General features: G+C 73.7%; 21 protein-coding genes. 15 read left to right on the forward strand and 6 right to left on the reverse strand.

Features of this window, described 5'->3' with window-relative positions; all coding sequences use genetic code 11:
- Positions 1–17 precede the first annotated feature (17 nt).
- Positions 18–164 carry a hypothetical protein gene (locus tag AC156L_RS11385; protein ID WP_330880647.1) on the forward strand — a complete coding sequence of 49 codons (147 nt, stop codon included), beginning with the start codon at positions 18–20 and terminating at the stop codon, positions 162–164.
- Between the two features lie 103 nt (positions 165–267).
- Here the strand turns inward: AC156L_RS11385 and AC156L_RS11390 are convergent, their stop codons facing one another.
- Complete coding sequence (locus AC156L_RS11390; protein WP_414720093.1) at positions 268–846, reverse strand: snapalysin family zinc-dependent metalloprotease; 579 nt, start codon at positions 844–846, stop codon at positions 268–270.
- A 191-nt stretch (positions 847–1037) separates the two neighbouring features.
- On the opposite strand from AC156L_RS11390, the gene AC156L_RS11395 reads away from it, so the two are divergent.
- From AC156L_RS11395 to AC156L_RS11440, 10 genes are all read left to right on the forward strand, one after another.
- A complete protein-coding gene (locus AC156L_RS11395; protein WP_330880649.1) occupies positions 1038–1256 on the forward strand; it encodes a hypothetical protein in 219 nt (72 codons plus the stop codon).
- A gap of 69 nt (positions 1257–1325) precedes the next feature.
- A complete protein-coding gene (locus AC156L_RS11400; protein WP_330880651.1) occupies positions 1326–2123 on the forward strand; it encodes a TIGR02569 family protein in 798 nt (265 codons plus the stop codon).
- Positions 2124–2260: 137 nt separating this feature from the next.
- On the forward strand, positions 2261–4243 hold the full coding sequence (locus AC156L_RS11405) for a molybdopterin oxidoreductase family protein (RefSeq protein ID WP_330880707.1): 1983 nt from the start codon (positions 2261–2263) through the stop codon (positions 4241–4243).
- Positions 4240–5694 carry an FAD-dependent oxidoreductase gene (locus tag AC156L_RS11410; protein WP_330880653.1) on the forward strand — a complete coding sequence of 485 codons (1455 nt, stop codon included), beginning with the start codon at positions 4240–4242 and terminating at the stop codon, positions 5692–5694. Before AC156L_RS11405 ends, AC156L_RS11410 begins: the two co-directional genes overlap by 4 nt.
- A 202-nt stretch (positions 5695–5896) precedes the next feature.
- On the forward strand, positions 5897–7252 hold the full coding sequence (locus tag AC156L_RS11415) for a nitrate/nitrite transporter (protein WP_330880655.1): 1356 nt from the start codon (positions 5897–5899) through the stop codon (positions 7250–7252).
- A 116-nt stretch (positions 7253–7368) separates the two neighbouring features.
- The gene (nirB, locus tag AC156L_RS11420; protein ID WP_484406800.1) at positions 7369–9861 is read left to right on the forward strand and encodes a nitrite reductase large subunit NirB; all 2493 of its coding nucleotides are present in this window, start codon (positions 7369–7371) and stop codon (positions 9859–9861) included.
- On the forward strand, positions 9858–10202 hold the full coding sequence (gene nirD, locus AC156L_RS11425; RefSeq protein WP_330880659.1) for a nitrite reductase small subunit NirD: 345 nt from the start codon (positions 9858–9860) through the stop codon (positions 10200–10202). Before nirB ends, nirD begins: the two co-directional genes overlap by 4 nt.
- On the forward strand, positions 10199–11323 hold the full coding sequence (locus AC156L_RS11430) for a uroporphyrinogen-III synthase (RefSeq protein WP_330880661.1): 1125 nt from the start codon (positions 10199–10201) through the stop codon (positions 11321–11323). The genes nirD and AC156L_RS11430 overlap by 4 nt, the downstream gene beginning before the upstream one ends.
- Positions 11324–11390: 67 nt before the next feature.
- Entirely contained in the window at positions 11391–12050 is a 660-nt protein-coding gene (locus AC156L_RS11435; RefSeq protein WP_330880663.1) for a sirohydrochlorin chelatase, read from the forward strand.
- 63 nt (positions 12051–12113) lie between these two features.
- Positions 12114–12470, forward strand: a complete 357-nt coding sequence (locus AC156L_RS11440) for a tetratricopeptide repeat protein (protein WP_330880665.1) — start codon at positions 12114–12116, stop codon at positions 12468–12470.
- A 90-nt stretch (positions 12471–12560) separates the two neighbouring features.
- On the opposite strand, the gene AC156L_RS11445 is transcribed toward AC156L_RS11440, so the two are convergent.
- On the reverse strand, positions 12561–12890 hold the full coding sequence (locus tag AC156L_RS11445; protein ID WP_330880668.1) for an MGMT family protein: 330 nt from the start codon (positions 12888–12890) through the stop codon (positions 12561–12563).
- 279 nt (positions 12891–13169) lie between these two features.
- On the opposite strand from AC156L_RS11445, the gene AC156L_RS11450 reads away from it, so the two are divergent.
- On the forward strand, positions 13170–16358 hold the full coding sequence (locus AC156L_RS11450) for an ATP-dependent helicase (RefSeq protein WP_330880670.1): 3189 nt from the start codon (positions 13170–13172) through the stop codon (positions 16356–16358).
- A gap of 31 nt (positions 16359–16389) precedes the next feature.
- On the forward strand, positions 16390–19893 hold the full coding sequence (locus AC156L_RS11455) for an ATP-dependent helicase (RefSeq protein WP_484406802.1): 3504 nt from the start codon (positions 16390–16392) through the stop codon (positions 19891–19893).
- On the opposite strand, the gene AC156L_RS11460 is transcribed toward AC156L_RS11455, so the two are convergent.
- Positions 19883–20446, reverse strand: coding sequence for a hypothetical protein (locus AC156L_RS11460; protein ID WP_330880674.1), 564 nt, complete (start codon positions 20444–20446; stop codon positions 19883–19885). The two genes, AC156L_RS11455 and AC156L_RS11460, sit on opposite strands and share 11 nt — an antisense overlap.
- 125 nt (positions 20447–20571) lie before the next feature.
- Positions 20572–20952 carry a DoxX family protein gene (locus tag AC156L_RS11465; protein ID WP_330880676.1) on the reverse strand — a complete coding sequence of 127 codons (381 nt, stop codon included), beginning with the start codon at positions 20950–20952 and terminating at the stop codon, positions 20572–20574.
- Positions 20953–21191: 239 nt separating this feature from the next.
- Here AC156L_RS11465 and AC156L_RS11470 point away from each other — a divergent pair, with 239 nt between their 5' ends.
- On the forward strand, positions 21192–22607 hold the full coding sequence (locus AC156L_RS11470) for a M20/M25/M40 family metallo-hydrolase (RefSeq protein ID WP_330880678.1): 1416 nt from the start codon (positions 21192–21194) through the stop codon (positions 22605–22607).
- Positions 22604–23671 carry a potassium channel family protein gene (locus AC156L_RS11475; RefSeq protein ID WP_330880680.1) on the forward strand — a complete coding sequence of 356 codons (1068 nt, stop codon included), beginning with the start codon at positions 22604–22606 and terminating at the stop codon, positions 23669–23671. Before AC156L_RS11470 ends, AC156L_RS11475 begins: the two co-directional genes overlap by 4 nt.
- A 61-nt stretch (positions 23672–23732) precedes the next feature.
- Here AC156L_RS11475 and AC156L_RS11480 read toward each other — a convergent pair whose 3' ends face one another.
- Entirely contained in the window at positions 23733–25052 is a 1320-nt protein-coding gene (locus AC156L_RS11480; RefSeq protein ID WP_330880682.1) for a sensor histidine kinase, read from the reverse strand.
- Complete coding sequence (locus AC156L_RS11485) at positions 25049–25726, reverse strand: response regulator transcription factor (protein WP_330880684.1); 678 nt, start codon at positions 25724–25726, stop codon at positions 25049–25051. Before AC156L_RS11485 ends, AC156L_RS11480 begins: the two co-directional genes overlap by 4 nt.
- Between the last annotated feature and the right edge of the window lie 16 nt (positions 25727–25742).

The raw sequence follows: 25742 nt of genomic DNA on the forward strand, positions 1-25742 counted from the left end.
GGGGGCGGCCTCTTCTGATGATCGTCGAATTCATCGACAGCGCATTCGACGGTGTCAATTGTGAATTCGACGGGATCACCCGCACGTCGGCCCCGGAACTGTCGAACGATCTCGAACCGGAACAGGTCGAGGCTCGGGTGGAATTGGTGGAGCCTTTCCCCTGATCGCGATTTCCGCGCACTGGTGGGGCGCCGCGCGAGCGGTGCCGCGGCGACCGGCCGTGGGGGGCGACCTCAGGGGTGTCGCCCTCCACGGCCGGTCAGGTCGTCAGCCCGCGAGCGCCAGTGCGAGCGACGGGTCGAAGATCGTCGTCGTCCAGACGTCGGACTTCGTCGACGCGAGACCGTTGGCCCACAGGGAGTTCACCCTGGAGACCTCGGCGGAGTTCGGCACGGCGACCGTGCACGACGGGCCGGGGCCACCGCCGGACATCAGCTCGGAGCAGGGGCCCGAGTAGTGGTCCGGCAGCCCGAGCGCGTGGCCCGTCTCGTGGGCCGCGATGCGGGTGGGGTTGTACACCCGTGCCTGGCTGTAGTCGATGAAGATGTACCCGCGGCCGTGGCCGTTGGTGCTGGCGTAGGACCCGCGCGAGTCGTTGCCCTCGCGGTAGGTCAGGGTGGCGGCCGAGGCGTTCTCGACCAGCTTCACGTTGGTCACGCGCGCGTTCCAGTTGGCCGCGCCCTGCCGGATCACGCTCCGGAACGTGGGTGCGCTGGCGGTGCTGTAGTACACGGTGACCGCTGCCGCGCTGGGCGGCGCGGGCTGTGCGGAGGCCTGCACGGCGCTGAACGGGGTCAGGACGGCAGCCGCTGTCAGGGCGGCGGTCAGAAATGCTTTCTTGAACACAGGGTGTCTCCTCGCAAACAGGGAAAACGCAGGGAAGCCGCGAGGCTCAATTCCAAAGTAGGGGTCCTGGCAGATCCGGCAACCCGTCAAAAGGAGGAACCGCTGGGCGGCCCGCCGGCCGCTCAGGGGATTGACATTCCTCGATCAGGAAAATTCGGACACGACCGCGTCCGCGGGGATACGGTTCCCCCGTGGCGCCCAACCTGTCGCGGTTCCGCTCGACCTACGAACGCCTGCTGGACCGGCTCGCGCACTGGACGGTCTACCCGCTCGAACGCCTCAACGACCGGCTGGACGAGGTGGCGCGCGCCCGCGAGGACGGCGACCTGTCGCCGGTCGCGCTCGTCTCGTGGTGCGTGGTGAGCGGGTTCGGACTCGTCGCGATGGCGGTGCTGTTCACCCGCGGGTGATGTGGCACGCACCGTGACGGCCGCCTACCTCCACCACCTGAACGGCGGAGGCAGGTAGCGTGCCGAACCGTGACCCCAACTCCGGAGCCGCCCCCGTCGCACGTGCGTGCGGCCTTCGGCGCGAGAGACGCCGAGCCGGAGTTGATCGACGGCGGGCCAGTGTGGCGCTGCGGTGAGGCGGCGATCCGCCCGGCGGCCAACCCGGCCGAAGCCACCTGGGTGGCGAAGACCCTCGACGCGCTGTCGGTTCCCGACCTGCGGATCGGCCGCCCGCTGCGCTCGACCGACGGCCGGTACGTCGTCGGCGGCTGGGCGGCGACGAAGCACCTCTCCGGGCGGGCCGAGCCGCGCCACGACGAGGTGATCGCCGTGGCGGAACGCCTGCACCACGCGACCGCCGAACTGCCGAAACCGCGGTTCCTCGGCTCGCGGACGGGCCTGTTCGCCGTCGCGGACCGGTGCGCGTGGGGCGAGGAGAAGCCGGACCTCGACCCGGACCTCGGCGGCCGGATGTTCGAGGTGCTGGCCGTGTCGCGCAAGCCGGTGGCGACGAAGCCGCAGGTCGTGCACGGCGACCTGTTCGGCAACGTGCTGTTCTCCGGCTCGCAGCCGCCCGCGATCATCGACTTCGCCGCGTACTGGCGTCCGGCGGGCTGGGCGGCGGCCGTGGTGGTCGTCGACGCGCTGGCCTGGGGCGGAGCGGACCGGGGCATCGTGGAGCGCTGGGGCCACCTGCCGGACTGGCCGCAGGTGCTGCTGCGGGCGACGCTGTTCCGGCTGGCCGTGCACGCGCTGCACCCCAGGTCGAGCCGCCAGTCGCTCGGCGGGCTGGACCGGGCGGTGCACCTGGTGTCCGAGGTCCTCTAGCCTCACCGCGCCCCGGTGGGGCTAGAGCAGGCAAGTTCCCCTCCGCGAAACACGCTGCCTTCCAGCGTTAACAGGCCCTTCCTAGCGTCGGTCGGGTGACCGACACCCACTGCCCGTACTGCGCGCTCCAGTGCGCGATGACGCTGACGGACGGCGCGGTGTCGCCGCGGGAGTTCCCGACGAACCGCGGTGGCCTGTGCCAGAAGGGCTGGACGTCGGCCGCGCTGCTCACGTCGCCAGCCCGGCTGACGACGCCGCTGGTCCGACGGTGCGGCGTGCTGGAGCCCGCGAGCTGGGACGAGGCGCTCGACCTCGTGGCGGCGAGGCTCGGCGAGCTGCGGGCCGAGCACGGGCCGGACTCGGTCGGCGTGTTCGGCGGCGGAGGCCTGACGAACGAGAAGGCGTACGCGCTGGGCAAGTTCGCGCGGGTCGCCCTGGCCACCTCGCAGGTCGACTACAACGGCCGGTTCTGCATGTCGAGCGCCGCCGCGGGCGGGATGCGGGCGTTCGGGCTGGACCGCGGGATGCCGTTCCCGGTCGAGGACCTGGGCGGGGCCGACACGATCCTGCTGGTCGGGTCGAACCCGGCGGAGACCATGCCGCCGTTCCTCCAGCACCTGCGCCGGTCGAACCTGGTGGTCGTCGACCCCCGCCGCTCCGCCACCGCCGAGCTGGCGACGCTGCACCTGCGGCCCGCGCCCGGCACCGACCTGGCGCTGGCGCTGGGGCTGCTGCACGTCGTGGTCGCCGACGGCCACCTGGACAAGGACTACCTGGCCGAGCGCACGACCGGGTTCGAGGAGGCCTGGCGGGTCGTGGCGGGCTGGTGGCCGGAACGGGTCGAGCGCGTCACCGGGGTGTCGGTCGCCGACCAGCGCGCGGCCGTGCAGCTGCTGGCCGACGCCGACAACGCCTACGTCCTCACCGGGCGCGGCACCGAGCAGCACGCCAGCGGCTCGGACGCCGTGTCGGCGTGGATCAACCTCGCCCTCGCGCTGGGCCTGCCGGGCACCCGCGGCTCCGGCTACGGGTGCCTGACCGGCCAGGGCAACGGCCAGGGCGGGCGCGAGCACGGCCAGAAGGCCGACCAGCTGCCCGGCTACCGCAAGATCGACGACCCGGCGGCCCGCGCGCACGTCGGCGGCGTGTGGGGGATCGACCCCGACGACCTGCCGGGGCCCGGCCGGTCCGCCTACGAGCTGCTGGACGCGCTCGGCACGCCGACCGGGCCGAAGGCACTGCTGGTGTTCGGCAGCAACGTCGTGGTGTCCGCGCCGCGTTCCGACCACGTGGCCGACCGCCTGGCCGACCTGGACCTGCTGGTCGTGGCCGACCTCGTGCTGTCCGAGACCGCCGCGCTGGCCGACGTGGTGTTCCCGGTCACGCAGTGGGCCGAGGAGAGCGGCACGATGACCAACCTCGAAGGCCGGATCCTGCTGCGGCAGCGGGCCGTCGAGCCGCCGGAGGGCGTGCGCAGCGACCTGGACGTGCTGCGGGGCCTGGCGATCCGGCTCGGCCAGCCGGAGGACCGGTTCCCGGTCGAGCCGGAGGACGTGTTCACCGAGCTGCGCGCGGCCTCCGCGGGCGGCGCGGCCGACTACTCCGGCGCCACCTACGACCGGCTGGCGAGCGGGGAGGCCCTGTACTGGCCGGTGGTCGGCCCCGGCAGCTCGCCGCGGGTGTTCCTCGACCGCTTCGCCCACCCCGACGGGCTGGCCCGGTTCATCCCGGTCGACCACCGGGGGCCCGCCGAGCCGACGGACGCCGAGTACCCCGTGCAGCTCACGACCGGGCGGGTGCTCCAGCACTACCAGTCCGGCGCGCAGACCCGGAACGTGCCGGAGCTGAACGACGCCGTGCCCGAGGCGTACGTGGAGGTGCACCCGGACACCGCCGCCCGCGCCGGGCTCGCCGAGGGCGCGCTCGCCGCCGTGGTCTCCCGCCGCGGCCGGATGGAGGCGCGGGTCCGGTGCGTGGCCTCGATGCGGATCGACCTGCTGTTCCTGCCGTTCCACTTCGCGGGCAGGGGGCGGGCGAACCTGCTGACCAACCCGGCGCTGGACCCGACCAGCCGGATGCCCGAGTTCAAGGTGTGCGCCGTCCGATTGGAGCCAGCGTGAGACGAGTCGTGGTGGTCGGCTACGGCATGGCCGGGGCGAGGTTCGCCGACGAGGTGCTGCGCCGTGATCCGACGGTGGAGCTGACCGTGCTCGGCGAGGAGCGGCACCCGGCCTACAACCGGGTGCTGCTGTCGAGCGTCGTCGCGGGGTCGATGACGCCGGACTCCGTGCGGTTGCACGGGAAGGACTGGGCCGCCGAGCACGGCGTGGACCTGCGGCTGGGGGTGTCGGTCACCGCGATCGACCGCGCCCGGCGGGTGGTCGTGGCCGACGACGAGGAGATCCCCTACGACGCGCTGGTGCTCGCCACCGGCGCGCGCTCGTGGATCCCGCCCACGGAGGGGCTCCGGGAGCCGGACGGCTCGCTGGCGCCCGGTGTGGTGTCGTTCCGGTCGCTGGACGACTGCGAGCAGATCATCGCCGCCGCCCGCCCCGGCACGCCCGTCGCCGTGCTGGGCGGCGGGCTGCTCGGCCTGGAGGCCGCGCGGGGACTGGCCGGGCGGGGGTGCCTGGTCACCGTCGTGCACCCGGTGGGGCACCTGATGGAGCGGCAGCTCGACGCGGGCGCGGGCCGGGTGCTCGCCCGGTCGTTGGAGGAGCTGGGCATCGAGTTCCGGCTGGGCGCGCTGGCGGTGAAGTACCTGGCGGGCGACGGGCTCGCGCTCGACGACGGCAGCCGGGTGCCCGCCGAGCTGGTGGTCGTGTCGGCCGGGGTCCGGGCGGTCACGGAGATCGCCGTCGACGCCGGGATCGCCGTCGACAAGGGCGTTCTCGTGGACGACGCCCTGCGCACCGACGACCCGCGCGTGCACGCCATCGGCGACTGCGCCCAGCACGTCGGCACGGTCTCCGGACTCGTGCAGCCCGCGTGGGAGCAGGCCGCCGTGCTCGCCGACCGGCTGACCGGCGTCGCACCCGCCGCCCGCTACCGCGGCACGACCGTCGTGACCAGGCTGAAGGCCCGCGACATCGACCTGGCGGCGCTGGGTGACGTGCACGTGGACCTCGACTGCCCGGACCACGAGGTGCTGTCGTTCCAGGACCCCGCCCGCGGCCGGTACGCGAAACTCGTGCTGCGCGACGACTTCGTGACCGGCGCGATCCTGATCGGCGCGCCCGACGCCGCAGCGGCGATCACCCAGCTGTACGACCGGGGGTTGGCGGCACCCACGGACCGGTTGGCGTTGCTGCTGGGGAGGGCGTTGACGCCCGAGGTGGCCGGCAGCCCGGCGGACCTGCCCGCGTCCGCCGTGATGTGCAAGTGCAACACCGTCAGCAAGGGCCAGTTGGTCACCGCGTACCGGGGTGGCGCCACGTCCGTGTCGTCGTTGGTGGACGCCACCAGGGCGACCACGGGGTGCGGGGGCTGCAAGGACGCGGTCTGCGGACTCGTCGACTGGCTCAACCGTGCTGATGGCCGCTCCTCCGGGGACGTCGGTTCGGCCGCCTGAAGTCGGCGGTTCGACCGTGGTTCCTCCGGCGTCGGGGACGTCGTCGCCGACGCCGGAGGAACGACGACCGACCTGCCGACGCGACCTCACAGCCTGAAATCCCACGAGTGCGGTGGAGTTGCCGCTGCCGACACCTGTCCGAACACCGGGGTAACGGACCGTTCCTACGGTCTTCCCCAACGCCGTTCCAGGAGGTCAGCGCATGAGCACAGTCGTGGAGACCCAGGTCGTCGAACCCGCGTCCGCGCCCCGCGGCAAGCGGTGGATCGACCGGTGGGAACCCGAGGACCCGCAGTTCTGGGAGACGACGGGCAAGAAGATCGCCCGCAAGAACCTGGGCTTCTCGATCCTGGCGGAGAACCTGGGCTTCAGCGTCTGGGTGCTGATGAGCATCGTCGTGGTGAGCCTCGGCTCCGTCGGGTACGCCTTCAGCGTCGGGCAGACGTTCTGGCTGCTGATCGTCCCCAACCTGGTCGGCGCGGCGCTGCGCGTGCCCTACACGTTCGCGGTGCCGAGGTTCGGCGGCAGGACGTGGACGACGATCAGCGCGGGCCTGCTGCTGATCCCGTGCGCGATGCTGGTGTTCGCGGTCGTCAACGACGGCACGCCGTTCTGGTTCTTCCTCCTCACCGCCGCGGCGATGGGCCTGGGCGGCGGCAACTTCTCCTCCTCCATGGCGAACATCTCGTTCTTCTACCCGGAGGGCAAGAAGGGCCTGGCGCTCGGCCTGAACGCGGCGGGCGGCAACCTCGGCGTCGCCGTGACGCAGCTCGTCGTCCCGGTCGCCATCACCATCGGCACCGGCATCAACCTGGCGTACTCGGCGCTGATCTGGATGCCGTTCATCGTGCTCGCCACGGCGTGCGCGTGGTTCTTCATGGACAGCCTCACGCAGGCGCGGCCGGACGGCGTCTCCTACCAGCGGGCGCTGTCCAACAAGCACACCTGGGTCATGTCGTTCCTCTACATCGGCACGTTCGGCTCGTTCATCGGCTTCTCGTTCGCCTTCCCGTCCCTGATCAAGATCAGCTTCGTGGACTTCAAGTCGTTCGTGGCGCTCGCGTTCCTCGGCGCGCTGATCGGCTCGGTCGCCCGGCCGCTCGGCGGCTGGATGGCCGACCGGTTCGGCGGCGCGCGGATCACGCTGTACACGTTCGTCGGTCTCGCGCTGGGCACGGTCGGCGTGATGGTCAGCGTCGACACCGGGAGCTTCCCGCTGTTCTTCGGCTCCTTCATCGCCCTGTTCGTGCTCGCGGGCGTCGGCAACGGCTCGACCTACCGGATGATCCCGGCGATCTTCGCCACCCAGGACGCCGACGCGAAGTCGGCCAAGCGGCAGGCCGCCGCGGTCGTCGGCATCGCCGGTGCCATCGGCGCCTTCGGCGGCGTGCTGGTGAACCTGGTCTTCAAGTTCTCGCTGGAGGGCAGCGGCACGCTGACCCCGGCCCTGATCGCGTTCCTGGTGTTCTACGGCCTGTGCGTGACCACCACGTGGTGGTTCTACCTGCGCAGCAGGGTCTTCGTGGGGATGCCGAGCCTGGCGCACGCCGGGGTGTGACGCACAGCGCCCTGACGTGCGGCGTGAGTCCGCGTTAACACCCGCGCAACACGTGCGCACCTGGCACGACACGGTTCCCGGTGAGCATTGGCCGGGCGGAGGGAGGATTGGTTCACATGACGCGAACGCTCGTCGTGGTCGGCCACGGGATGGTCGGCCACCGCCTGGTCCAGGCGCTGCGCGACCGGGACGCCACCGACCAGTGGCGGATCGTCGTGTTCGCCGAGGAGACCCGTCCGGCCTACGACCGCGTCGCGCTGTCGTCCTACGTGGACGCGTGGGACGCGGGTCACCTGGCGCTGGCGCCGCACGGCGACGAGGTCGACCTCCGGCTCGGCGACCCCGTGCGGCACATCGACCGCGCGCGCCGCACGGTCACCACCGCGAGCGGCGTCGTGCAGCCCTACGACACCCTCGTGCTGGCCACCGGCTCCTACCCGTTCGTGCCGCCGGTGCCCGGCCGCGACCTGCCCGGCTGCCACGTCTACCGCACCATCGAGGACCTGGACGGCATCCGCGCCACCGTCGCCGCGGCGCACGGCGGCGGCAGGCGGGCGGGCATGGTGCTCGGCGGCGGTCTGCTCGGCCTGGAGGCGGCGAACGCGCTGCGCGGCATGGGCCTGTCGCCGCACGTCGTGGAGCTCGGCCCGCGCCTGATGCCGCTCCAGGTCGACGAGGGCGGCGCCGGACTGCTCAAGCGGCTGGTCGAGAAGCTCGACCTGACCGTCCACACCGGGACGTCCGCGTCGTCGATCGAACGCGACGGCGAGCGGCTGTTCGCCACGCTGTCCAACGGGCTCGAACTCGACCTGGACGTCGTCGTGTTCTCCGCGGGCATCCGGCCGCGCGACGACCTGGCCCGCGAGTTCGGCCTGGAGGTCGGCGCGCGCGGCGGCATCGTCGTGGACGACACCTGCCGCACGTCCGACGAGAACATCTACGCCGTCGGCGAGTGCGCGTCGATCGGTGGCGTGGTCTACGGGCTGATCGCACCCGGCAACTCCATGGCCGACGTCGTCGCCGACCGGCTCCTCGGTGGCAGCGCGGTGTTCCCCGGCGCGGACACCTCGACCAAGCTCAAGCTCATGGGTGTCGACGTGGCCAGCTTCGGCGACGCCCACGCGACCACCGAGGGCGCGCTGGAGGTCGTGGTCAACGACGCCGTCGCGGGCACCTACGCGAAGGTCGTCGTCTCCGACGACGCGAAGACGCTGCTGGGCGGCGTCCTGGTCGGCGACGCGGGCGCGTACCCGCTGCTGCGCCCGCTGGTCGGCCGCGACGTCCCCGGCGACCCGGTGACGCTGATCGCGCCGTCGTCCGGAGGCGTCGAGCTGACGCTGCCCGCCGACGCGCAGGTGTGCTCGTGCCACGCCGTCACCAAGCAGGACATCACCGACGTCATCCACTCCGGTGAGTGCGGGGACGTTCCGGCGCTCAAGGCGTGCACCAAGGCGGGCACGGGCTGCGGGTCGTGCGTGCCGATGCTGAAGAAGCTCCTCCAGGAGTGCGGCGTCGAGCAGTCCCGCGCGCTGTGCGAGCACTTCGACCACTCGCGCGCCGACCTGTTCGAGATCGTCCGCGCCGCGGGCATCACCACGTTCAGCGCGCTGATCGCGAAGCACGGCCGCGGGCGCGGCTGCGACATCTGCAAGCCCGCCATCGCCTCGATCCTCGCCTCGCTCGACCGCGGCCACGTGCTCGACGGCGAGCAGGCGACGTTGCAGGACACCAACGACAGGTTCCTGGCCAACATCCAGCGCAACGGCACGTACTCGGTCGTCCCGCGCATCCCCGGCGGTGAGATCACCGCCGAGAAGCTGATCGTCATCGGCGAGGTCGCGCGGGACTACGGCCTCTACACGAAGATCACCGGCGGGCAGCGGATCGACCTGTTCGGCGCGACCGTCGACCAGCTCCCGGCGATCTGGAAGCGCTTGGTGGACGCGGGTTTCGAGTCCGGGCACGCCTACGGCAAGGCATTGCGGACGATCAAGTCGTGCGTCGGCACGACGTGGTGCCGCTTCGGAGTGCAGGACTCGGTCGGCCTCGCCATCGAGCTGGAGCTGCGCTACCGCGGGCTGCGCGCGCCGCACAAGATCAAGTCCGCCGTCTCCGGCTGCGCGCGGGAGTGCGCCGAGGCGCGCAGCAAGGACTTCGGGATCATCGCCACCGAGAACGGCTGGAACCTCTACGTCGGCGGCAACGGCGGCTTCACGCCGAGGCACGCCGACCTGCTCGCGACCGACGTGGACACGGAGACCCTGGTCAGGCTCATCGACCGGTTCCTGATGTTCTACGTGCGCACCGCGGACCGCCTCCAGCGGACCGCGTCCTGGATCGAGGCGATGGACGGCGGCCTCGACCACCTGCGCTCCGTCATCGTCGACGACGGCCTCGGCATCTGCGCGGACCTCGAAGCCGCGATGGAGGTGCACGTCGCCAGCTACGCCGACGAGTGGCGCGGCGTCCTCGACGATCCCGAGAAGCTCTCCCGCTTCAGCTCGTTCGTCAACGCACCGGGCACCCCCGACCCGACGATCTCCTTCCGGGAGGAGCGCGGGCAGCGGGTTCCGGTGTCGCTGGGTATACCGGAGGTGGCAGCCAGATGACCGCTGTGGTGGAACTGACGTGGACGTCGGTCTGCGCGTGGGACGCGCTCCAGCCGGAGGCCGGGGTCGCGGTGCTGCTGCCGGACTCCTCGCAGGTGGCGGTGTTCCGGACGTTCGACGGCGGGCTGCACGCCGTCGCCAACGTCGACCCGTTCAGCGGCGCCGCGGTGCTGTCGCGCGGGATCGTCGGCGACCGGGGCGGTGTGGCCGTGGTGGCGTCGCCGATCTACAAGCAGGCGTTCGACCTCGGGACGGGTGCCTGCCTGGACGACCCGACCGTGTCGATCGCGGTCCACCCGGTGCGGGTGCTCGACGGCACCGTGCAGGTGGGGTCCCCGTGATCTCCCTCGACGTCGCACCGCTGGCCGGGTACACGGTCGGCGTCACGGCCGCCCGCCGGGCCGACGAGCTGGCCGCGCTGCTGGAGCGCAAGGGCGCCACGGTGATCCAGGGGCCCGCGATCCGGATCGTGCCGCTGACCGACGACACCGAGCTGCTGGCCGCGACCAAGCGGCTGGTGACCGAGCCGGTCGACGTCGTGGTCGCGACCACCGGCATCGGCTTCCGGGGCTGGGTCGAGGCCGCCGAGGGCTGGGGGCTGGGGGCGCGGCTGCTGGACCGCCTCGCGGGCAGCGAACTGCTGTCCCGAGGGCCGAAGGCGAAGGGCGCGGTGCGCGCCGCCGGGCTGACCGAGGCGTGGTCGCCGGACTCCGAGAGCAACGCGGAACTGCTGGAGCACCTGCTGCGGTCCGGTGTGGACGGCAAGCGGATCGCGGTGCAGCTGCACGGGGAACCGCTGCCGCACTTCGTCCGCACGCTGCGCGAGGCGGGCGCGGAGGTCGTGGAGGTGCCGGTCTACCGCTGGACGGGCCCGGTGGACCCCGGTCCGCTGCACCGGCTGCTGGACGCCGTGCTGGCGCGGCAGGTGGACGCGCTGACGTTCACCAGCGCGCCCGCCGCGGCGAGCGTGCTCCAGGTGGCGCGGGACACGGACCGCTTCTCCGCGCTGGTGGACGTGCTGCGCGAGGACGTGCTGGTCCTCGGCGTCGGGTCGATCACCGCAGGGCCGCTGGTGGACCTGGGCATCCCCGTCGTGCAGCCCGCGCGGGCGCGGATCGGCGCCATGGCGCGGGAGCTGACGCTGGCGCTGCCGGAACGCGCCGTGCGGCTGCGGATCGCCGCGCGGGAGATCGAGGTGCGCGGCCAGGCCGTCGTGGTGGACGGTGAGCTGCGGCCCGTCGCGCCCGCCCCGATGGCCGTGCTGCGGGCGCTGGTCGAGGCGCGCGGACGGGTGGTGTCGCGCAAGGACCTGCTGGCCGCGCTGCCCGGCGGCGGCGAGGAGCACGCCGTGGAGACCGCGATCGGCAGGCTGCGCACGGCGCTGGGCGAGCCCCGGCTGGTGTGCACGGTCGTGAAGCGGGGCTACCGGATCGCGATGGAGCCGTCCGGCGTGGCGGTGTGAGCGTCCGACCCGCGGTGTCGGGTTTCGAGGTGTCCCCGTGGGGACCCGCGGCTGGAGGGTGTGGGCGATGACGGTGGTGCTGGTGGCGCACGGGACCCGCGACCCGCGGGGAGCCGTGGTGGTCGAGGAGGTCGCGGCGCTGGTGCGGGCGCGGCTGGGCGGCGTGCGGGTGGAGGTCGCCTACGCGGACGTGCGGCAGCCGGACGTGACGTCGGTGGTCGGCGGGCTGGACGGGCCGGTGGTCGTGGTGCCCGCGTTCCTCGCCGCCGGGTACCACGTGCGGGTCGACGTCCCCCAGCAGATCGCGGCCAGCGGGCACGGGGACGTGGTGGTGACCGAGCCGATCGGGTCGGCGCTGCTGCCCGCGGTGCGGGAACGGCTGCGCGAAGCCGGGTGGCGGCCGGGGGACGCGGTGGTGCTCGCCGCGGCGGGCTCGTCCGACCCGCGGGCGCTGGCCGACGTCGCCGGTGTGGCCGGGGTGCTGGGCGCCGAGGTCGGGTACGTCGCGACCGCCTCGCCGACGGTGGCCGAGGCCGTGGCGGCGCTGAAGGCACGGGGCCGCCGGGTCGCGGTGGCGTCCTGGCTGCTGGCGCCCGGCCTGTTCCACCAGCGGCTGGCCGACGTCGGGGCCGACGTGGTGGCCGAGCCGATCGGGGCGCACGTCCGCGTCGTGGACGCCGTGCTGCTGCGCTACTACGAGGCGCGCTGCTTCCTCCAGGTCGCCTGAGGAATAGGTTGACGGGTCAACTGGTTGAGCGGGGAGTTACCCCACGGCTGATGAGGAGCTGACATGACCGACGTGTTCGAGCTCGTTCGTCTCGGCCGCGAGTTCCGCGCGGCGGGCGACCCGAGCAGCGCGGTGCGCTTCCTGGCGGAAGCGGCCGACGCCGTCCCCACCGACCGCTCCGTCCTGACCGAACTGGCGCTGGCGCACTTCCAGACCGCCTCGCTGGGCAACGCCGAGCGCGTGCTGCGCACCCTGCTCGACCTCGACCCCAGCGACGGGTACGCCCGGCTGCTCCTGGGGCGCACGCTGAGCAGGCAGAGCCGTCACGGCGAGGCGCTGCCGCAGCTCCGGCTGGCCGCCGCGCTCACCCGCGACCCCGACGTCGCCGCCGAGGTCGAGCGGGTCGAGGCACGCGTCTAGTGCGGTGACCGCGCCAGACGCGAGTCCACCCCGGACCCGGTGCCCCCCGCGAGACGACTCGCGGGGGGCGCTCGGCTGTCCGGGGGCGGTTCAGAACAGGCTGGGCGGCTCGTCCTCGGCCTTCGCCGCGGCGGCGTCCTCCCAGCGGTAGGTGCGCAGGTCGACCTTGCCGTCGTCGGCGAGCACGCCCTCCGCCGCGAGCCGCTGGAGCTGCTCCTCGGCGATGTGCGGGGCGCAGGTGCCGTTGGCGCGCAGCACCCGGTGCCACGGCAGGTCGCCGCCGTCGTTGTTCAGCACCTGCCCGACCAGCCTGGGGGAGGGGGCTCGGGACAGGTCGGCCACGTCGCCGTAGGTCGCCACCCGGCCGCTGGGGATCTTTCGCACGACCTCGCGGATCATCTCGTGCAGCTGCTCGTCCACGTGGTCGAGTGTGGCACTTGGAACTCCGGTGGCCGGGCCGGGTCGGGGTCACGTCCCGGCCACCGGAGGAGCTGGTGGGGGTGAACCGGCTCACAGTGCCCGGTACCTCCACCAAAATGGCCTAGACCATTTCTCCTGTCAAGGAATTCTTTCCCGGACACGTCGCTGACCTGCGGGTTCGTCAGCCCGAACGCTCACGCGGAGTGAGCCGGGAACCACTCTGGGCCACCCGGCGGGTGCTCCCTCACCTTGTCGGTGCGACGTGGTTCCATCTCTCCCGTGGTCGCCAACTCCTCGCCCCTGCTGGTGCGCCGGTCGCCGGAGGACCGGCCCCGCCCGCACTGGGACGAGGCGGCGCGGGGGGTGTTCGACCACGCGGGCGGGTTCCTGCGGGTCCTGGGCGGACCGGGCACCGGGAAGACCACGCTGCTGGCCGAGGTGGCCGCCGACCGCGTGCTGCGCGGCGGGTCCGATCCGGAGAGCGTCCTGGTCCTGACGGCGAACCGGCAGGCGGCCGTGGCGATGCGGGCGAGGATCACCCGGCTGCTGACCTCCGAGGACGATCCCGGTGAGACCGTGCTGCGCACGGTGCGGGAACCGCTGGTGCGCACGGTCCACTCCTACGCGTTCGCCGTGCTGCGCGCGCGGGCCGTGCTGGCGGGCGACCCGCCGCCCCGGCTGCTGTCCGGTCCGGAGCAGGACGCGCTGGTGCGCGAACTGCTGGCGGGCGACGTGGAGGACGGCGCGCCCCGGTGGCCGGAACGGCTGCGGCCCGCGCTCACCCTCCCCGGCTTCACCGCCGAGCTGCGCGACCTGCTGCTGCGCGCCACCGAACGCGGCCTCGGCCCGGAGGACCTGGTCGAGCTGGGGTACGCGCAGGGCCGGGAGGAGTGGATCGCCGCCGGGCGCTTCGGGCAGCAGTACGAGGAGGTCCTGCTCCTCATGGGCGGCGACTCCTCGCCGTCGCTCGCGCCCGCCCTGGACGCCGCCGAACTGGTCGACAGCGCGCTGCTGGCGTTCGACGCCGACACCGAGCTGCTGGAGACCGAACGGCGCCGCGTGCGGCACGTGTTCGTCGACGACGCCCAGCACCTCGACCCGCAGCAGCACGAGCTGATCGAGCGGATCGGCTCGACGGCCCACGAGTTCCTGCTGACGGGCGACCCGGACCAGGCGATCTTCTCCTTCCGCGGCGCCGACCCCGACCTGCTCGCCGACGCGGACCCGCTGGGTCGGGCGACCGTCGTGCTGACGCGGGGGCACCGGATGACCCCGGAGGTGCGCGCCGCCGTGCACGGCCTCGCCGCCCGGCTGCCCGGCCGTTCCCCCGCCCGCGAGGTCGAGGGCGCGGACGGCGAGGGCACCGTGCAGGTGCGGCTGCTCGCCTCCGCCGCCCAGGAGGCGAGCTGGGTGGCGGACCAGCTGCGCCGCGCGCACCTCATCGACGGGGTCCCGTGGTCGGAGATGGCCGTGATCGCGCGGTCGGCGACCAGGGCCCTCCCCGTGCTGCAACGGGCGCTGCTCGCGGCCGGGGTCCCGGTGGCCGTGCCCGGCGACGAGCTGCCGCTGGCCCAGCAGCCCGCCGTCCGGCCGCTGCTCGCCGTGCTCCGCTGCGCGGCCGTGCCGGGCACGCTGGACGAGGACACCGCGGCGATGCTGCTGTCGTCCGCGCTCGGCGGCGCGGACCCGTTGGCGCTGCGGCGGTTGCGCCGAGGCCTGCGGCGGCTGGAGATGGCCGCGGGCGGCGACCGGGCCAGCGGGGAGCTGCTGGTCGAGGTGATCGAGTCGAACGACCGCCTGGCCGCGCTGGAGGACGCCGAGGCCGCGCCCGCGCGCCGGATCGCGCACCTGATCACCGAGGTCCGCAAGGACGTCGCCGCGCACCGCAGCGTCGAGGTCGTCCTGTGGAACCTGTGGCAGAACTGCCGCCTGGAGTCCCGCTGGGTCGCCCAGTCCTCCCGCCGGGGCACGCCGGGCATGCAGGCCGACCGCGACCTGGACGCCGTCGTCGGCCTGTTCGAGGCCGCCGCGAAGTACGTCGACCGGCTGCCGGGCTCCACCGTGGAGGGTTTCGCGGACTACCTGGCGGCGCAGCGGATCGCGGGCGACTCGCTGGCCGCGTCCGCACCGGTCGGCGAGGCCGTCGCGGTGCTGACCGCGCACGCCGCCGCCGGTCGCGAGTGGACGGTCGTCGCGATTCCCGGTGTGCAGGAGGGGAGTTGGCCCGACCTGCGGCTGCGCGGCTCGCTGCTCGGCGTCGAGCGGATGGTCGACCTCGTCGGCGGACTCGACCCCGCGGACAAGGTCTCGGCCGTCGCACCGCTGCTCGCCGAGGAGCGCAGGCTCCTGCTGGTCGCCGCCAGCCGGGCCCGCACGACGCTGATGGTGAGCGCCGTGCGCGGCGAGGACGAGCAGCCGTCGCGGTTCCTGGACGAGCTGGACGACCTGACCACGGAGGCCGTGGAACGGCCGGTGTTCACGCCCGAACGCGGGCTGGTGCTGGCCGAGCTGGTCGGCGAGCTGCGCCGCGTGCTGTGCGACACCGACACCGAACCCGAGCGGCGGCGGCGCGCCGCCGTGCAGCTCGCCCGCCTCGCGGAGGCCGGTGTTCCCGGTGCGCACCCGGACTCCTGGTACGGCCTGCCGGAGGTGTCCACCGGCGATCCGCTGTGGACGGAGGAGCACACCGTCAGCGTGTCGCCGTCGACCATCGAGGTGCTCGCCAAGTGCCCGCTGCGCTGGGTCGTCGAACGCCACGGCGGCCAGGACCCGGCCGAGCTGGCGTCGATCACCGGCACGCTGGTGCACGCGCTGGCGCAGGCCGCCGCGAGCGGCGCGGACGAGAAGGAGCTGCGGGTCAAGCTGGACGAGGCCTGGACCGCCGTCGACGCGGGCGCGCCGTGGTTCTCCCGCCGCGAGCGCATCAGGGTCGAGAGGATGCTGGACACGTTCCTCGGCTGGCTCGCGAGCAGCCGCACCCAGCTCACCCAGGTCGCCGTCGAGGAGGAGATGCTCGTCGACGTCCCCAAGCAGCCCGGCGAGCCCTGGGTGAAGGTGCGGGGCCGGGTCGACCGGCTGGAGACCGACGCCGACGGCCGCCCGATCGTGGTCGACCTGAAGACCGGCAAGCAGCCCGTGTCGAAGGACGACGCCCAGGCCCACCCCCAGCTCGCCGTCTACCAGCTCGCGACCTCGCTCGGCGGGTTCACCCACCTCGGCCTCGGCACCGAACCCGGCGGCGCCCGCCTGCTCTACGTCGCCAAGGAGGACCGCAAGACCGGCGCCGTCGAACGCTCCCAGGCCCCCCTGGACGAGCAGGGCGTCCGCGTCTGGCTCGAAGCCGTGCAGGAGGCGGCGGGCTCCAGCACCGGCCCCCGCTACACCGCCAGGGAGAACGCGGACTGCGACCGCTGCCCTGCCCGCACGACGTGCCCGGTGCACTCGTCGGGCAGACAGGTGGGACAGTGACGTCCGTGGACGTCGACCTCCGGACCAGGGCATGAGCTTCGCCAGTCCGTTCGAGGTCGCCGCCGCGCTCGGTCTGCCCAAACCCACCCCGGAACAGGCCGCCGTCGTCGCGGCACCCGTCGAACCCGCGCTGGTCGTCGCGGGCGCGGGGGCGGGCAAGACCGAGACGATGGCCGCCCGCGTCGTCTGGCTGGTCGCGAACGGGATCGTGACGCCGGACCAGGTGCTGGGGCTGACGTTCACCCGCAAGGCCGCCCGGCAGCTGGCCGAGCGGATCCGGCTGCGGCTGCGGCGGCTCGGCGGGTCGGGGCTGCTGGACGAGCTGGACCCGAGCGGGGAGCGCCGGGCCGCGGTGATGACCGCCGAGCCGGTCGTGCTGACCTACCACGCGTACGCCGGACGGCTGGTGACCGAGCACGGGCTGCGGCTGCCCGTGGAGCCCGGCGTGCGGCTGCTGACCGAGACGTCGTCGTGGCAGCTCGCGCACCGCGTCGTGTCGACGTGGACCGAGGACCTGGACACCGACAAGGTGCCGGCGACCGTGACGGGGTACCTGCTGGCGCTGGCCGGTGAGCTGGGCGAGCACCTGGTCGAGCCCGAGGCGCTGCGGGAGCACGCCGAGCGGCTGATCGGCGTGATCGAGAACGCGCCGAAGACCGCGCGGCAGAAGGACGGGCTGCCCGAGAAGCTGCGGGACGTCATCGCGGCCCAGCGGCTGCGGGTGAACCTCCTGCCGCTGCTGGAGGCCTACCAGGCGCGCAAGCGGCGGGAGGCGGCGATGGACTTCGCCGACCAGATGAGCCTCGCCGCGCGGCTGGCGAGCGAGCACCCGGAGGTCGCGCAGGGGGAGCGCGAGCGGTACGGGGCCGTGCTGCTCGACGAGTACCAGGACACCGGGCACGCGCAGCGCGTGCTGCTGCGGTCGCTGTTCGGGCGGGGCGAGCCGATGCCCGTCACGTCGGTGGGCGACCCCGCGCAGGCGATCTACGGCTGGCGCGGGGCCAGCGCGGCGAACCTGCCGCGCTTCACCACGGACTTCCCGGCCGCGCAGGGGAAACCGGCCACGCGCTACGGGCTGCTGACCAGCTTCCGCAACCCGCCCGAGGTGCTGGCGCTGGCCAACGCCGCGTCCGAGCCGCTGCGCGCCGCCGGTCTGGAGGTCGACGAGCTGCGCGCCCGCGACGGGGCCGGGCCGGGTGACGTGCGGATCGCGCTGATGACGGACGTGCGGCAGGAGCTGGACTGGCTCGCCGACACCGTCGCGCGGCAGTGGCAGGAGCACCTGGACACCGCGGACACCCCGCCCACGGCCGCCGTCCTGGTGCGGCGGCGGGCGGACATGGGCGCCATCGCCGCGGCGCTGCGGGCGCGCGGGCTGCCGGTCGAGGTCGTCGGCCTCGGCGGCCTGCTGGACGAGCCCGAGGTGCGCGACCTGACGAGCGCGCTGCGGGTGCTGGTGAACCCCCTCGCGGGCACGGCCGCCGCCCGGCTGCTGACCGGGTCCCGGTGGCGCGTGGCGGCCTTCGACCTCGCCGCGCTGTGGCAGCGGGCGCGGGAACTGGCCGGTGCGCCCAGCCGCCAGTCCGTCGTGGACGACCCGCTGTCGGTGCTGGCGGACGCGCTGCCCGGCGAGCACGCCGAACAGGCGGGCCTGGCCGACGCGCTGGACGACCCCGGCGACGCGACCGCGTACTCGCCGGAGGGCTACCGGCGCATCCGCAGGCTGGGCGGCGAGCTGGCGGCGCTGCGCCGCAGGCTCGACCAGCCGCTGCCCGAGCTGGTCGCGGACGTCGAGCGCACGCTGCTGCTGGACATCGAGTCGATGGCCCGCCCCGGCGGGGTCGGCCGGGCGCACCTGGACGCGTTCGCCGACGTGGTCTCGGACTTCGCCGCCGCCAGCCCGTCGGCGACGCTGCCGTCGCTGCTGGACTACCTGTACACCGCCGAGCACGCCGAGGACGGCCTGGAGCCCGGTGAGGTGGAGGTCGCCGAGAACCGGGTGCAGATCCTGACCATGCACTCCGCCAAGGGCCTGGAGTGGCACATCGTCGCCGTGCCGCACGTCGTGAAGGACGTCTTCCCCGGCCGCCGCAAGACGTCGTGCTGGCTCAAGGCCGTCGCCGAGCTGCCCGCGGACCTGCGCGGCGACGCCGAGGACCTGCCGAAGCTGCGCATCCCCGGCGGCAGCGACCGCAAGGAGGTCGAGCTGGCCCTCACCCTGCACGCCGAGGAGTTCGAGGAGCGGCGGCTCGTGGAGGAGCGCCGCCTCCTCTACGTCGCGCTGACCCGGTCCGAGCACAGCCTGCTCGTGTCCGGGCACTGGTGGGGCGAGACGGGCGAGAAGGTCAAGGGGCCCTCACCGTTCCTGGTCGAGCTGCACGAGGCCCTCACGACCGCCGAGCACCCGCCGGGTGACGTCGTCGCCTGGGCCGACCCGCCCGCGGAGAACGAGGCGAACCCGCTGACCGGCGAGGAGAAGTCCGCGCAGTGGCCCGCCGACCCGCTCGGCGCGCGGCGCGGGGCCGTCGCGGACGGCGCGGCGATGGTGCTGGCGGCCCTCGACCAGCGCCTCGAAGCGTCCCGGCGGGACCGGTACGCGCCGCCCGAGGCCGACGAGGCCCCGCTGCCCGAACCCCCGCCGGAGTTCGAGCCACCACCGGACGAGGCCGAGCACGAGCCGCCGCCGGAGTTCGACGACGGCCCGCCGCCGGAGGACGTGCCCGAGCCGGACGAACCCGAACCCGTCGACGACGTGCCTGTGGAGGACGTGCCCGTGGAGGACGTGCCCGTGGAGGACGTGCCCGTCGAGCCCGACCTCGACGAGCCCGCCCCGCTCGACGAGGAGGACGAGCTGGACCCGGAGGGCTGGTCGCGCGACGTGGACGTGCTGCTCGCCGAACGGGCCGCCGCCGCCAACCGGCGGGAACGGGTCACCATGCCCGAGCACCTGTCGGTGAGCCAGCTCGTCGAGCTGGCCGCCGACCCGGACCAGCTGGCCCGCAGGCTGCGCCGCCCGCTGCCGTTCCCGCCCAACCCGATGGCCCGCCGCGGCACGGCGTTCCACACGTGGCTGGAGAAGCGGTTCGGCGCGAGCAGGCTGCTGGACATCGACGAGCTGCCGGGCGCGGCCGACGACGGCGCTGCCCCGGACACGGAGCTGGAACGCCTCAAACGGGCGTTCCTGGCCAGCGAGTGGGCCGACCGGATGCCGCACGACGTCGAGGTGCCGTTCGAGGCCGAGGTCGACGGGATGTCCGTGCGCGGCCGGATGGACGCCGTGTTCGCGGACCCGGACGGCGGCTGGACCGTCGTGGACTGGAAGACCGGCGCGGTGCCGGACACCGACAAGCTGCCCGCGCTGTCGGTGCAGCTGGCCGCCTACCGCCTGGCGTGGGCCGCGCTCGCTGGGGCCGAGGTGGAGAGCGTGCGGGCGGCGTTCCACTACGTGCAGCACGACCACACGCTGAGGCCGACGGACCTGCTGGACGCGGCGGGTCTGCGGGCGCTGATCCGGTCGGTGCCCGCTACGAGCTGACGCGGGAGGAGGCCGGGACCTCTTTGAGCACCCGGTCGTAGAGCACTTCGAGCAGCCAGCGGCCGAACAGCGACGGGCCGAACTCGGTCGACCGGTCCTCCGGCGGCACCAGCAGTTCCGCCGTGTAGAAGAACTCGCCCGACTCCCCGGTGCTCGACTCCTCGGCCGCCACGACACCGATGCCGTAGTAGTCCAGCTCGATCAGCGGCCACGACTCGCGCCCCTGCGGACCGGGCAGCACGACCGCGCACGGCGCGAGCGTCATCAGCGTCCCGCACGACTGGAGCGCGCGGTCCACCGTGGACTCGCCGACCAGGACGCCGACCAGTTCGACGGCCGAGACCGGCAGCTGGTCGTGGGCGGTCGGTTCGAACCAGGAGCGGAACCAGGAGGGGTCGGCCTGGGGCGGCCACCCGTTCGCGGTCCGCCACTCGTGCACGTCGTCGCGCACCCGCACGACTGCCGAGACCTGGTGGCCGAGCACGGCCACGTCGGGTACGACGGTGCCGCGCCAACCCAGTGCCGACGCGGCTTGGTGGAGGAGCGGTTGCACTCGGGCATCCTATGGGTGGTTGCGGGGGCAAGGACAGTGGTCAACAGCGCTGGGTGCCGTCCCGGCAGCCGAGTGTGATCAGATCACACCGGCGGCGGTTCCGGCGGTGCCGAGTGGCAGCGGTCTCATACCGCTGAACGGCCTATCCTCAACGCCCACGCGATCAGGGGCAGCTGGAGGGGCAGCCTGCCCCACGCGATGGCCTTCGCACGTGGGCCCCGGTGCCGGTGGTCAAGGGCCATCCTCACGTTGGCCGGGAAGACCGCTGTGAACAGGCAGGCGGCGGCCAGCCCGCCGAGGCGCCTGGTCTTCGGCACGGCCACCGCGGCCGCCACCGCCAACTCCGCGACACCGGACGCGTAGGTCCAGGTCCGGGGCTTGCCGGGCAGCGAGCGCGGCACGATCGAGTCGTACGGCGCGGGCTTGGCGAAGTGCGTCACCCCGGCCGCGCCGAGGAGTGCGGCCAGCGCGAGCGCCGACCGCGAGCGGGAACGAGCGGGGTCCATGGAGCAACACTGTCACGACTCGCCGCCGGTCGCACGGACGGGGCCTCTGAACCGTTCGGGGGACCGCCACCAGGCCGGTGGTCGAACGGGTGTTCTACGGAATCGGTCGGTTCCGCCCGCGGTGAACCGCACCACACCGACCGTTCCACCAGGACGGTCGCCCGCCCGCGGCGACGACACCGCGCGGACGGGGCCGACCACCGCTCGGAGCGGCGGGCGACGGTTTACTCTTCCCGGTCGTGACCGCTGATCGGGTAGATCCCGGACCGTCGGAGCGAGCGGCAGTCGCCGCCCTCGCGGATGAATTCCTGAAGTCCCTGCGGGAGTGGATCACCATCCCGTCGATCAGCACGGACCCGGCGCACCACGGCGACGTGGCCGCGTCGGCCCGCTGGCTCGCCGACGCGCTGCGCGCCGACGGGTGGCCGGAGGTGGCCGTCTGGGACCACGGTCCCGCGCTGCCCGCCGTGTACGCGTGCTGGCCCGCCGACGACCCGGCCGCCCCGACCGTGCTGGTCTACGGGCACCACGACGTGCAGCCCGTCGACCCGCCGGAGGCGTGGGAGCACCCGCCGTTCGCGGGCGTCGTGGTCGGCGAGGAGCTGTTCGGCCGCGGCGCCAGCGACGACAAGGGCCAGGTCGCCATGCAGATGCTCGGCGTCCGGGCCCACCTGGCGGCGACCGGTGCGCGGGCTCCGGCCGTGACGCTCAAGTTCTTCGTGGAGGGCGAGGAGGAGTCCGGGTCGCCGCACCTGGCCGACCTGCTCGACCGGCACGCCGCCGACCTCGCGTGCGACCTCGTGGTGTTCACCGACACCCCGCTGCACGCGCGCGACGCGCCCACCGTGAACACCGGCCAGCGCGGGGTGCTCGGCGCGGAGGTCACCTTCACCGGCGGCGCCTCGGACGTCCACTCCGGCCGGGTCGGCGGCGGTGTGCCCAACCCGGCCACGGCCCTCGCCCGCCTCGTGGCCGCACTGCACGACGACGACGGCCGCGTCCGGCTGCCCGGCTTCTACGCCGACGTGGCGGAGCCGACCGCCGCCGAGCGCGCCGACTACGCCGCGCTGCCGTTCGACGAGGCCGACTGGCTCGCGGCGAACGCGGGCGGGGCGCGGGCCGTCGCGGGCGAGGCGGGCTGGTCGACCCTGGAACGCGTGTGGGTGCGGCCGACCGCCGAGGTCAACGGCATCAGCGGCGGGTACACCGGGCCGGGGCTGAAGACGATCGTGCCGCGCGAGGCGTCGGTGAAGCTGTCGTTCCGGCTCGTGCCGAACCAGGTGCCCGCCGCCGTCGCCGACGGGCTGCGCGAGTTCGTCGCCGCCCACACGCCCGACGGCATCACCGCCCGCGTGGCGCTGAGGGGCGACGGCACCCCGCCGTACGCGGTCGACGTGGCCCACCCGGCCGCCGTGGCCGTGCACGTGGCCGTCAGCGAGGCCTTCGGGCAGCGGGCCCGGTACAGCCGCACCGGCGGTTCCGGTCCCGCCGCGGTCCTGCACGCGACCCTCGGCGTGCCCGTCGTCTACCTCGGCGCGACCTTGCCGGATGATCGGATCCACGCGCCGAACGAACGCGTGGTCCTGCCCCTGCTGCTACGAGGCGCCGAAGCCGCCGCCCGGTTGTGGCGATCACTCCCTGAGAGGCTGTCATGATTCGGCGGCTCAACCCTGCCGACCGGCTGACCGACCGGCCGGACCACTCGCTGGTCGGCGTCATCAAGATGCCGGACCGCCCGCAGAGCCCGGCCCGTGCCATCATCAAACGGGTCGTCGGGGCCACCGGCGCCCTGTTCGCGGCCGTCCTCATCGTCTACCTCGACCGCGACGGCTACCGCGACGTGAACGGCGACGGGCTGTCCCTGCTGGACGCCGTCTACTACGCCACGGTCTCCCTCTCCACCACCGGCTACGGCGACATCGCCCCCGCCAGTTCGTCCGCGCGCCTGGTCAACGTCCTGGTCATCACCCCCTTGCGGGTGCTGTTCCTGATCGTCCTGGTCGGCACGACCCTCGAAGTCCTCACCGAGCGTTCTCGGCAGGCGTTCCGCATTCAGAAGTGGAGGACCAAGGTGCGCAACCACGTGGTCGTGGTCGGGTACGGGACCAAGGGCCGCTCCGCGGTCAGCGCCCTGCTCGGCGACGGCGTGTCACCCAGCCACATCGTGGTCGTGGACACCGTCCAGGAGTCGCTGGACTCCGCGTCCTCGATCGGCCTGGTGACCGTGCACGGCTCCGGGACGCGCAACGACGTCCTGCGGGTCGCGGGCGTCCCGAACGCGCGGGCGGTGGTCGTGGCCGCGAACCGGGACGACACGGCGGTCCTGGTGACGCTGACCGCCCGCGAGCTCGCGCCCAAGGCCCAGATCGTCGCGTCGGTGCGCGAGCGCGAGAACGAGCACCTGCTGCGCCAGTCCGGCGCGGACTCCGTGGTGGTGTCGAGCGAGACCGCCGGACGCCTGCTCGGCATGGCCACGTCGACGCCGTCGGTCGTGGACATGGTCGAGGACCTGCTCACCCCCGACGCCGGGCTCGCCATCGCCGAGCGCGACGTGGAGCCGTCGGAGATCGGCGGCTCGCCCCGGCACCTGCCGGACATCGTGCTGGGGGTCGTGCGGAACGGGAACCTGTACCGGGTGGACGCGGCCGAGGCCGACGCCATCGAGTCCGGGGACCGCCTGCTGTACATCAAGAAGGTGACCCCGCCGGAAGAGTCGTGAACACGGGTGGCGCCCTCGGCGAGGGCGCCACCCGGCGGACCGCGACGCCGGGCCGGCGCCCTCAGCGGGGCGCGAGCGGAACGGACAGCACGAACGTCGCTCCCGCCCCACCCGGCGCGGGCGGGGCGCAGACGAGGTCGCCGCCGTGCGCCCGTGCCACGCCCCTGGCGATGGCCAGGCCGAGGCCGGAGCCGCCGTGGCGGCGGTCGCGGGCCTCGTCGAGCCTGGTGAGGCGGTCGAAGATGCGCTCCCGGTCGGCGGACGCCACGCCCGGCCCGTTGTCCTTCACGCTCACGAGCGCGCGGCCCGCGAACACGCTGACACCCAGCCGCACCTCGCCCCGCGGGCCGGTCGCCTGCCTGGCGTTGTCGGAGAGGTTGACCAGCACCTGGGCGAGCCGCTGCGGATCACCGTCGACGACCACCGGCACCCCCTCGGCCTCGATGTCCAGCTCCGGGGCGAGGAGCCTGCTGCGGGCCACCTCCGCCTCGGCCAGCGCGAGCAGGTCCACCGGCTCGAACTGGAGTTCCAGCCCCGCGTCGATCCTGGCCAGCGCGAGCAGGTCGTCCACCAGGCGGCCCGCGCGCCGGGATTCCCGCACCAGCAGCAGGTTCATCCGGTCGCGCTCCTCGGCGCCCGCCTCGTCCAGGCCGGTCTGCATCAGCGCCTCGGCCACGGCCTGCACGCCCGCGATCGGCGTGCGCAGCTCGTGCGCCGCGTCCGCGACGAACCGCTTGGTCCGCTCCTCCGACGCCCGCGCCGCGGCTTCCGCACCCTCCAGCGCGTCCAGCATGTCGTCGAACGCCGCCGCCGTGCGGCCCAGCTCGTTGTTGGTGCGCAACGGGTTCAGCCGCCTGCCGCGGTGGCCTCCGGTGATCGAGCGGGCGAGGGTGGTCATCGTGTCCAGCGGCGCCAGAGCCCGCCGCACGACGAAGACCAGCGCGCCCGCCGTGACGGCCAGCGCACCGAGACCGACGGCGACCAGGAGGTTCCGCAGGCGGATCTGCGCGGCGGACAGGACCGTCGTGTCGCCGTAGAGCGTGATCTTCGAGCCGTCCGGCAGGTCGCGCTGCACGATCTTGAACCGCTCGTCGTCGTCCGGCGCGCTGCCGAAGGTGGCACCGTTCGGCGCGACCAGCAGCACCTGCACGCCCATGCCGTCGACCTTGTGCACCAGCTGGTTGCCCGAGTACTTCTGCGTCTTCGCCAGCTGCTGCGCCGTGCGCGCCCGGTCCAGCAGCACGGTCTCGACGTCGCGGCTCGACTGCGACGCGAACAGCGCGTCCACGGTGAACACCAGCGTCACCATGACCGCGAACAGCACGAGCACCACCGACAGGGTCACGCGCCTGCGCAGCGAGACCGTCTTCAGCCTGCTCACGGCTCGTCGGCCCGCAGCACGTACCCGAGGCCGCGCACGGTGTGCAGCAACCGGGGGCCGTTCTCCTCCAGCTTGCGCCGCAACGCGCTCACGTGCACCTCGACCAGGTTCGGGTCGTAGTCCTCGTAGCCCCACACGGCCGTGAGGATCTGGGTCTTGCCGACGACGCGGCCGCGCTGCGCGGCCAGGTAGCGCAGCAGGCGCAGCTCCGTCGCCGTCAGCTCCACCGGTGCGGACCCGCGCAGCACCACGCCGGAATCGGCGTCCACCACCAGGTCGCCGATCTGCACGGTGGACGGGGTGCGACCCAGCCTGCGCAGCACCGCGCTCACCCTCGCCACGAGTTCGGCCAGCACGAACGGCTTCACCAGGTAGTCGTCCGCGCCCTGGTCCAGGCCGCGCAGCCGGTCCGCCACCCCGTCGCGCGCGGTCAGCATCACCACGCCGGCCCCGCTGGACCGCCGCACCACCTCCAGCAGCGCGAACCCGTCCCGCCCCGGCAGCATCACGTCCAGCACCACCAGGTCGGGCCGGAACCGCGCCAGGTCGCTCTCCAGCTCCCGCCCGTCCGGCCGCAGCAGCACCTGGTACCCGGTGTCGCGCAGCGCCGATCCCACGGCGGCACCGATCGCCTCGGCGTCCTCGACGACCAGCACCCGCGCGGCAGTAGACACCACCACATTCTGCTGC

It is taken from the genome of Umezawaea sp. (genome assembly GCF_057122925.1).

What these genes read in the sequence shown, in the direction of transcription:
- nirB (WP_484406800.1), top strand. Translation starts at nt 7,369, where the DNA reads ATGACGCGAACGCTCGTCGTGGTCGGCCACGGGATGGTCGGCCACCGC.
- AC156L_RS11475 (WP_330880680.1), top strand. Translation starts at nt 22,604, where the DNA reads ATGATTCGGCGGCTCAACCCTGCCGACCGGCTGACCGACCGGCCGGAC.
- AC156L_RS11465 (WP_330880676.1), bottom strand. Translation starts at nt 20,952, where the DNA reads ATGGACCCCGCTCGTTCCCGCTCGCGGTCGGCGCTCGCGCTGGCCGCA.
- AC156L_RS11415 (WP_330880655.1), top strand. Translation starts at nt 5,897, where the DNA reads ATGAGCACAGTCGTGGAGACCCAGGTCGTCGAACCCGCGTCCGCGCCC.
- AC156L_RS11455 (WP_484406802.1), top strand. Translation starts at nt 16,390, where the DNA reads ATGAGCTTCGCCAGTCCGTTCGAGGTCGCCGCCGCGCTCGGTCTGCCC.
- AC156L_RS11435 (WP_330880663.1), top strand. Translation starts at nt 11,391, where the DNA reads ATGACGGTGGTGCTGGTGGCGCACGGGACCCGCGACCCGCGGGGAGCC.
- AC156L_RS11440 (WP_330880665.1), top strand. Translation starts at nt 12,114, where the DNA reads ATGACCGACGTGTTCGAGCTCGTTCGTCTCGGCCGCGAGTTCCGCGCG.
- AC156L_RS11385 (WP_330880647.1), top strand. Translation starts at nt 18, where the DNA reads ATGATCGTCGAATTCATCGACAGCGCATTCGACGGTGTCAATTGTGAA.
- nirD (WP_330880659.1), top strand. Translation starts at nt 9,858, where the DNA reads ATGACCGCTGTGGTGGAACTGACGTGGACGTCGGTCTGCGCGTGGGAC.
- AC156L_RS11405 (WP_330880707.1), top strand. Translation starts at nt 2,261, where the DNA reads ATGACGCTGACGGACGGCGCGGTGTCGCCGCGGGAGTTCCCGACGAAC.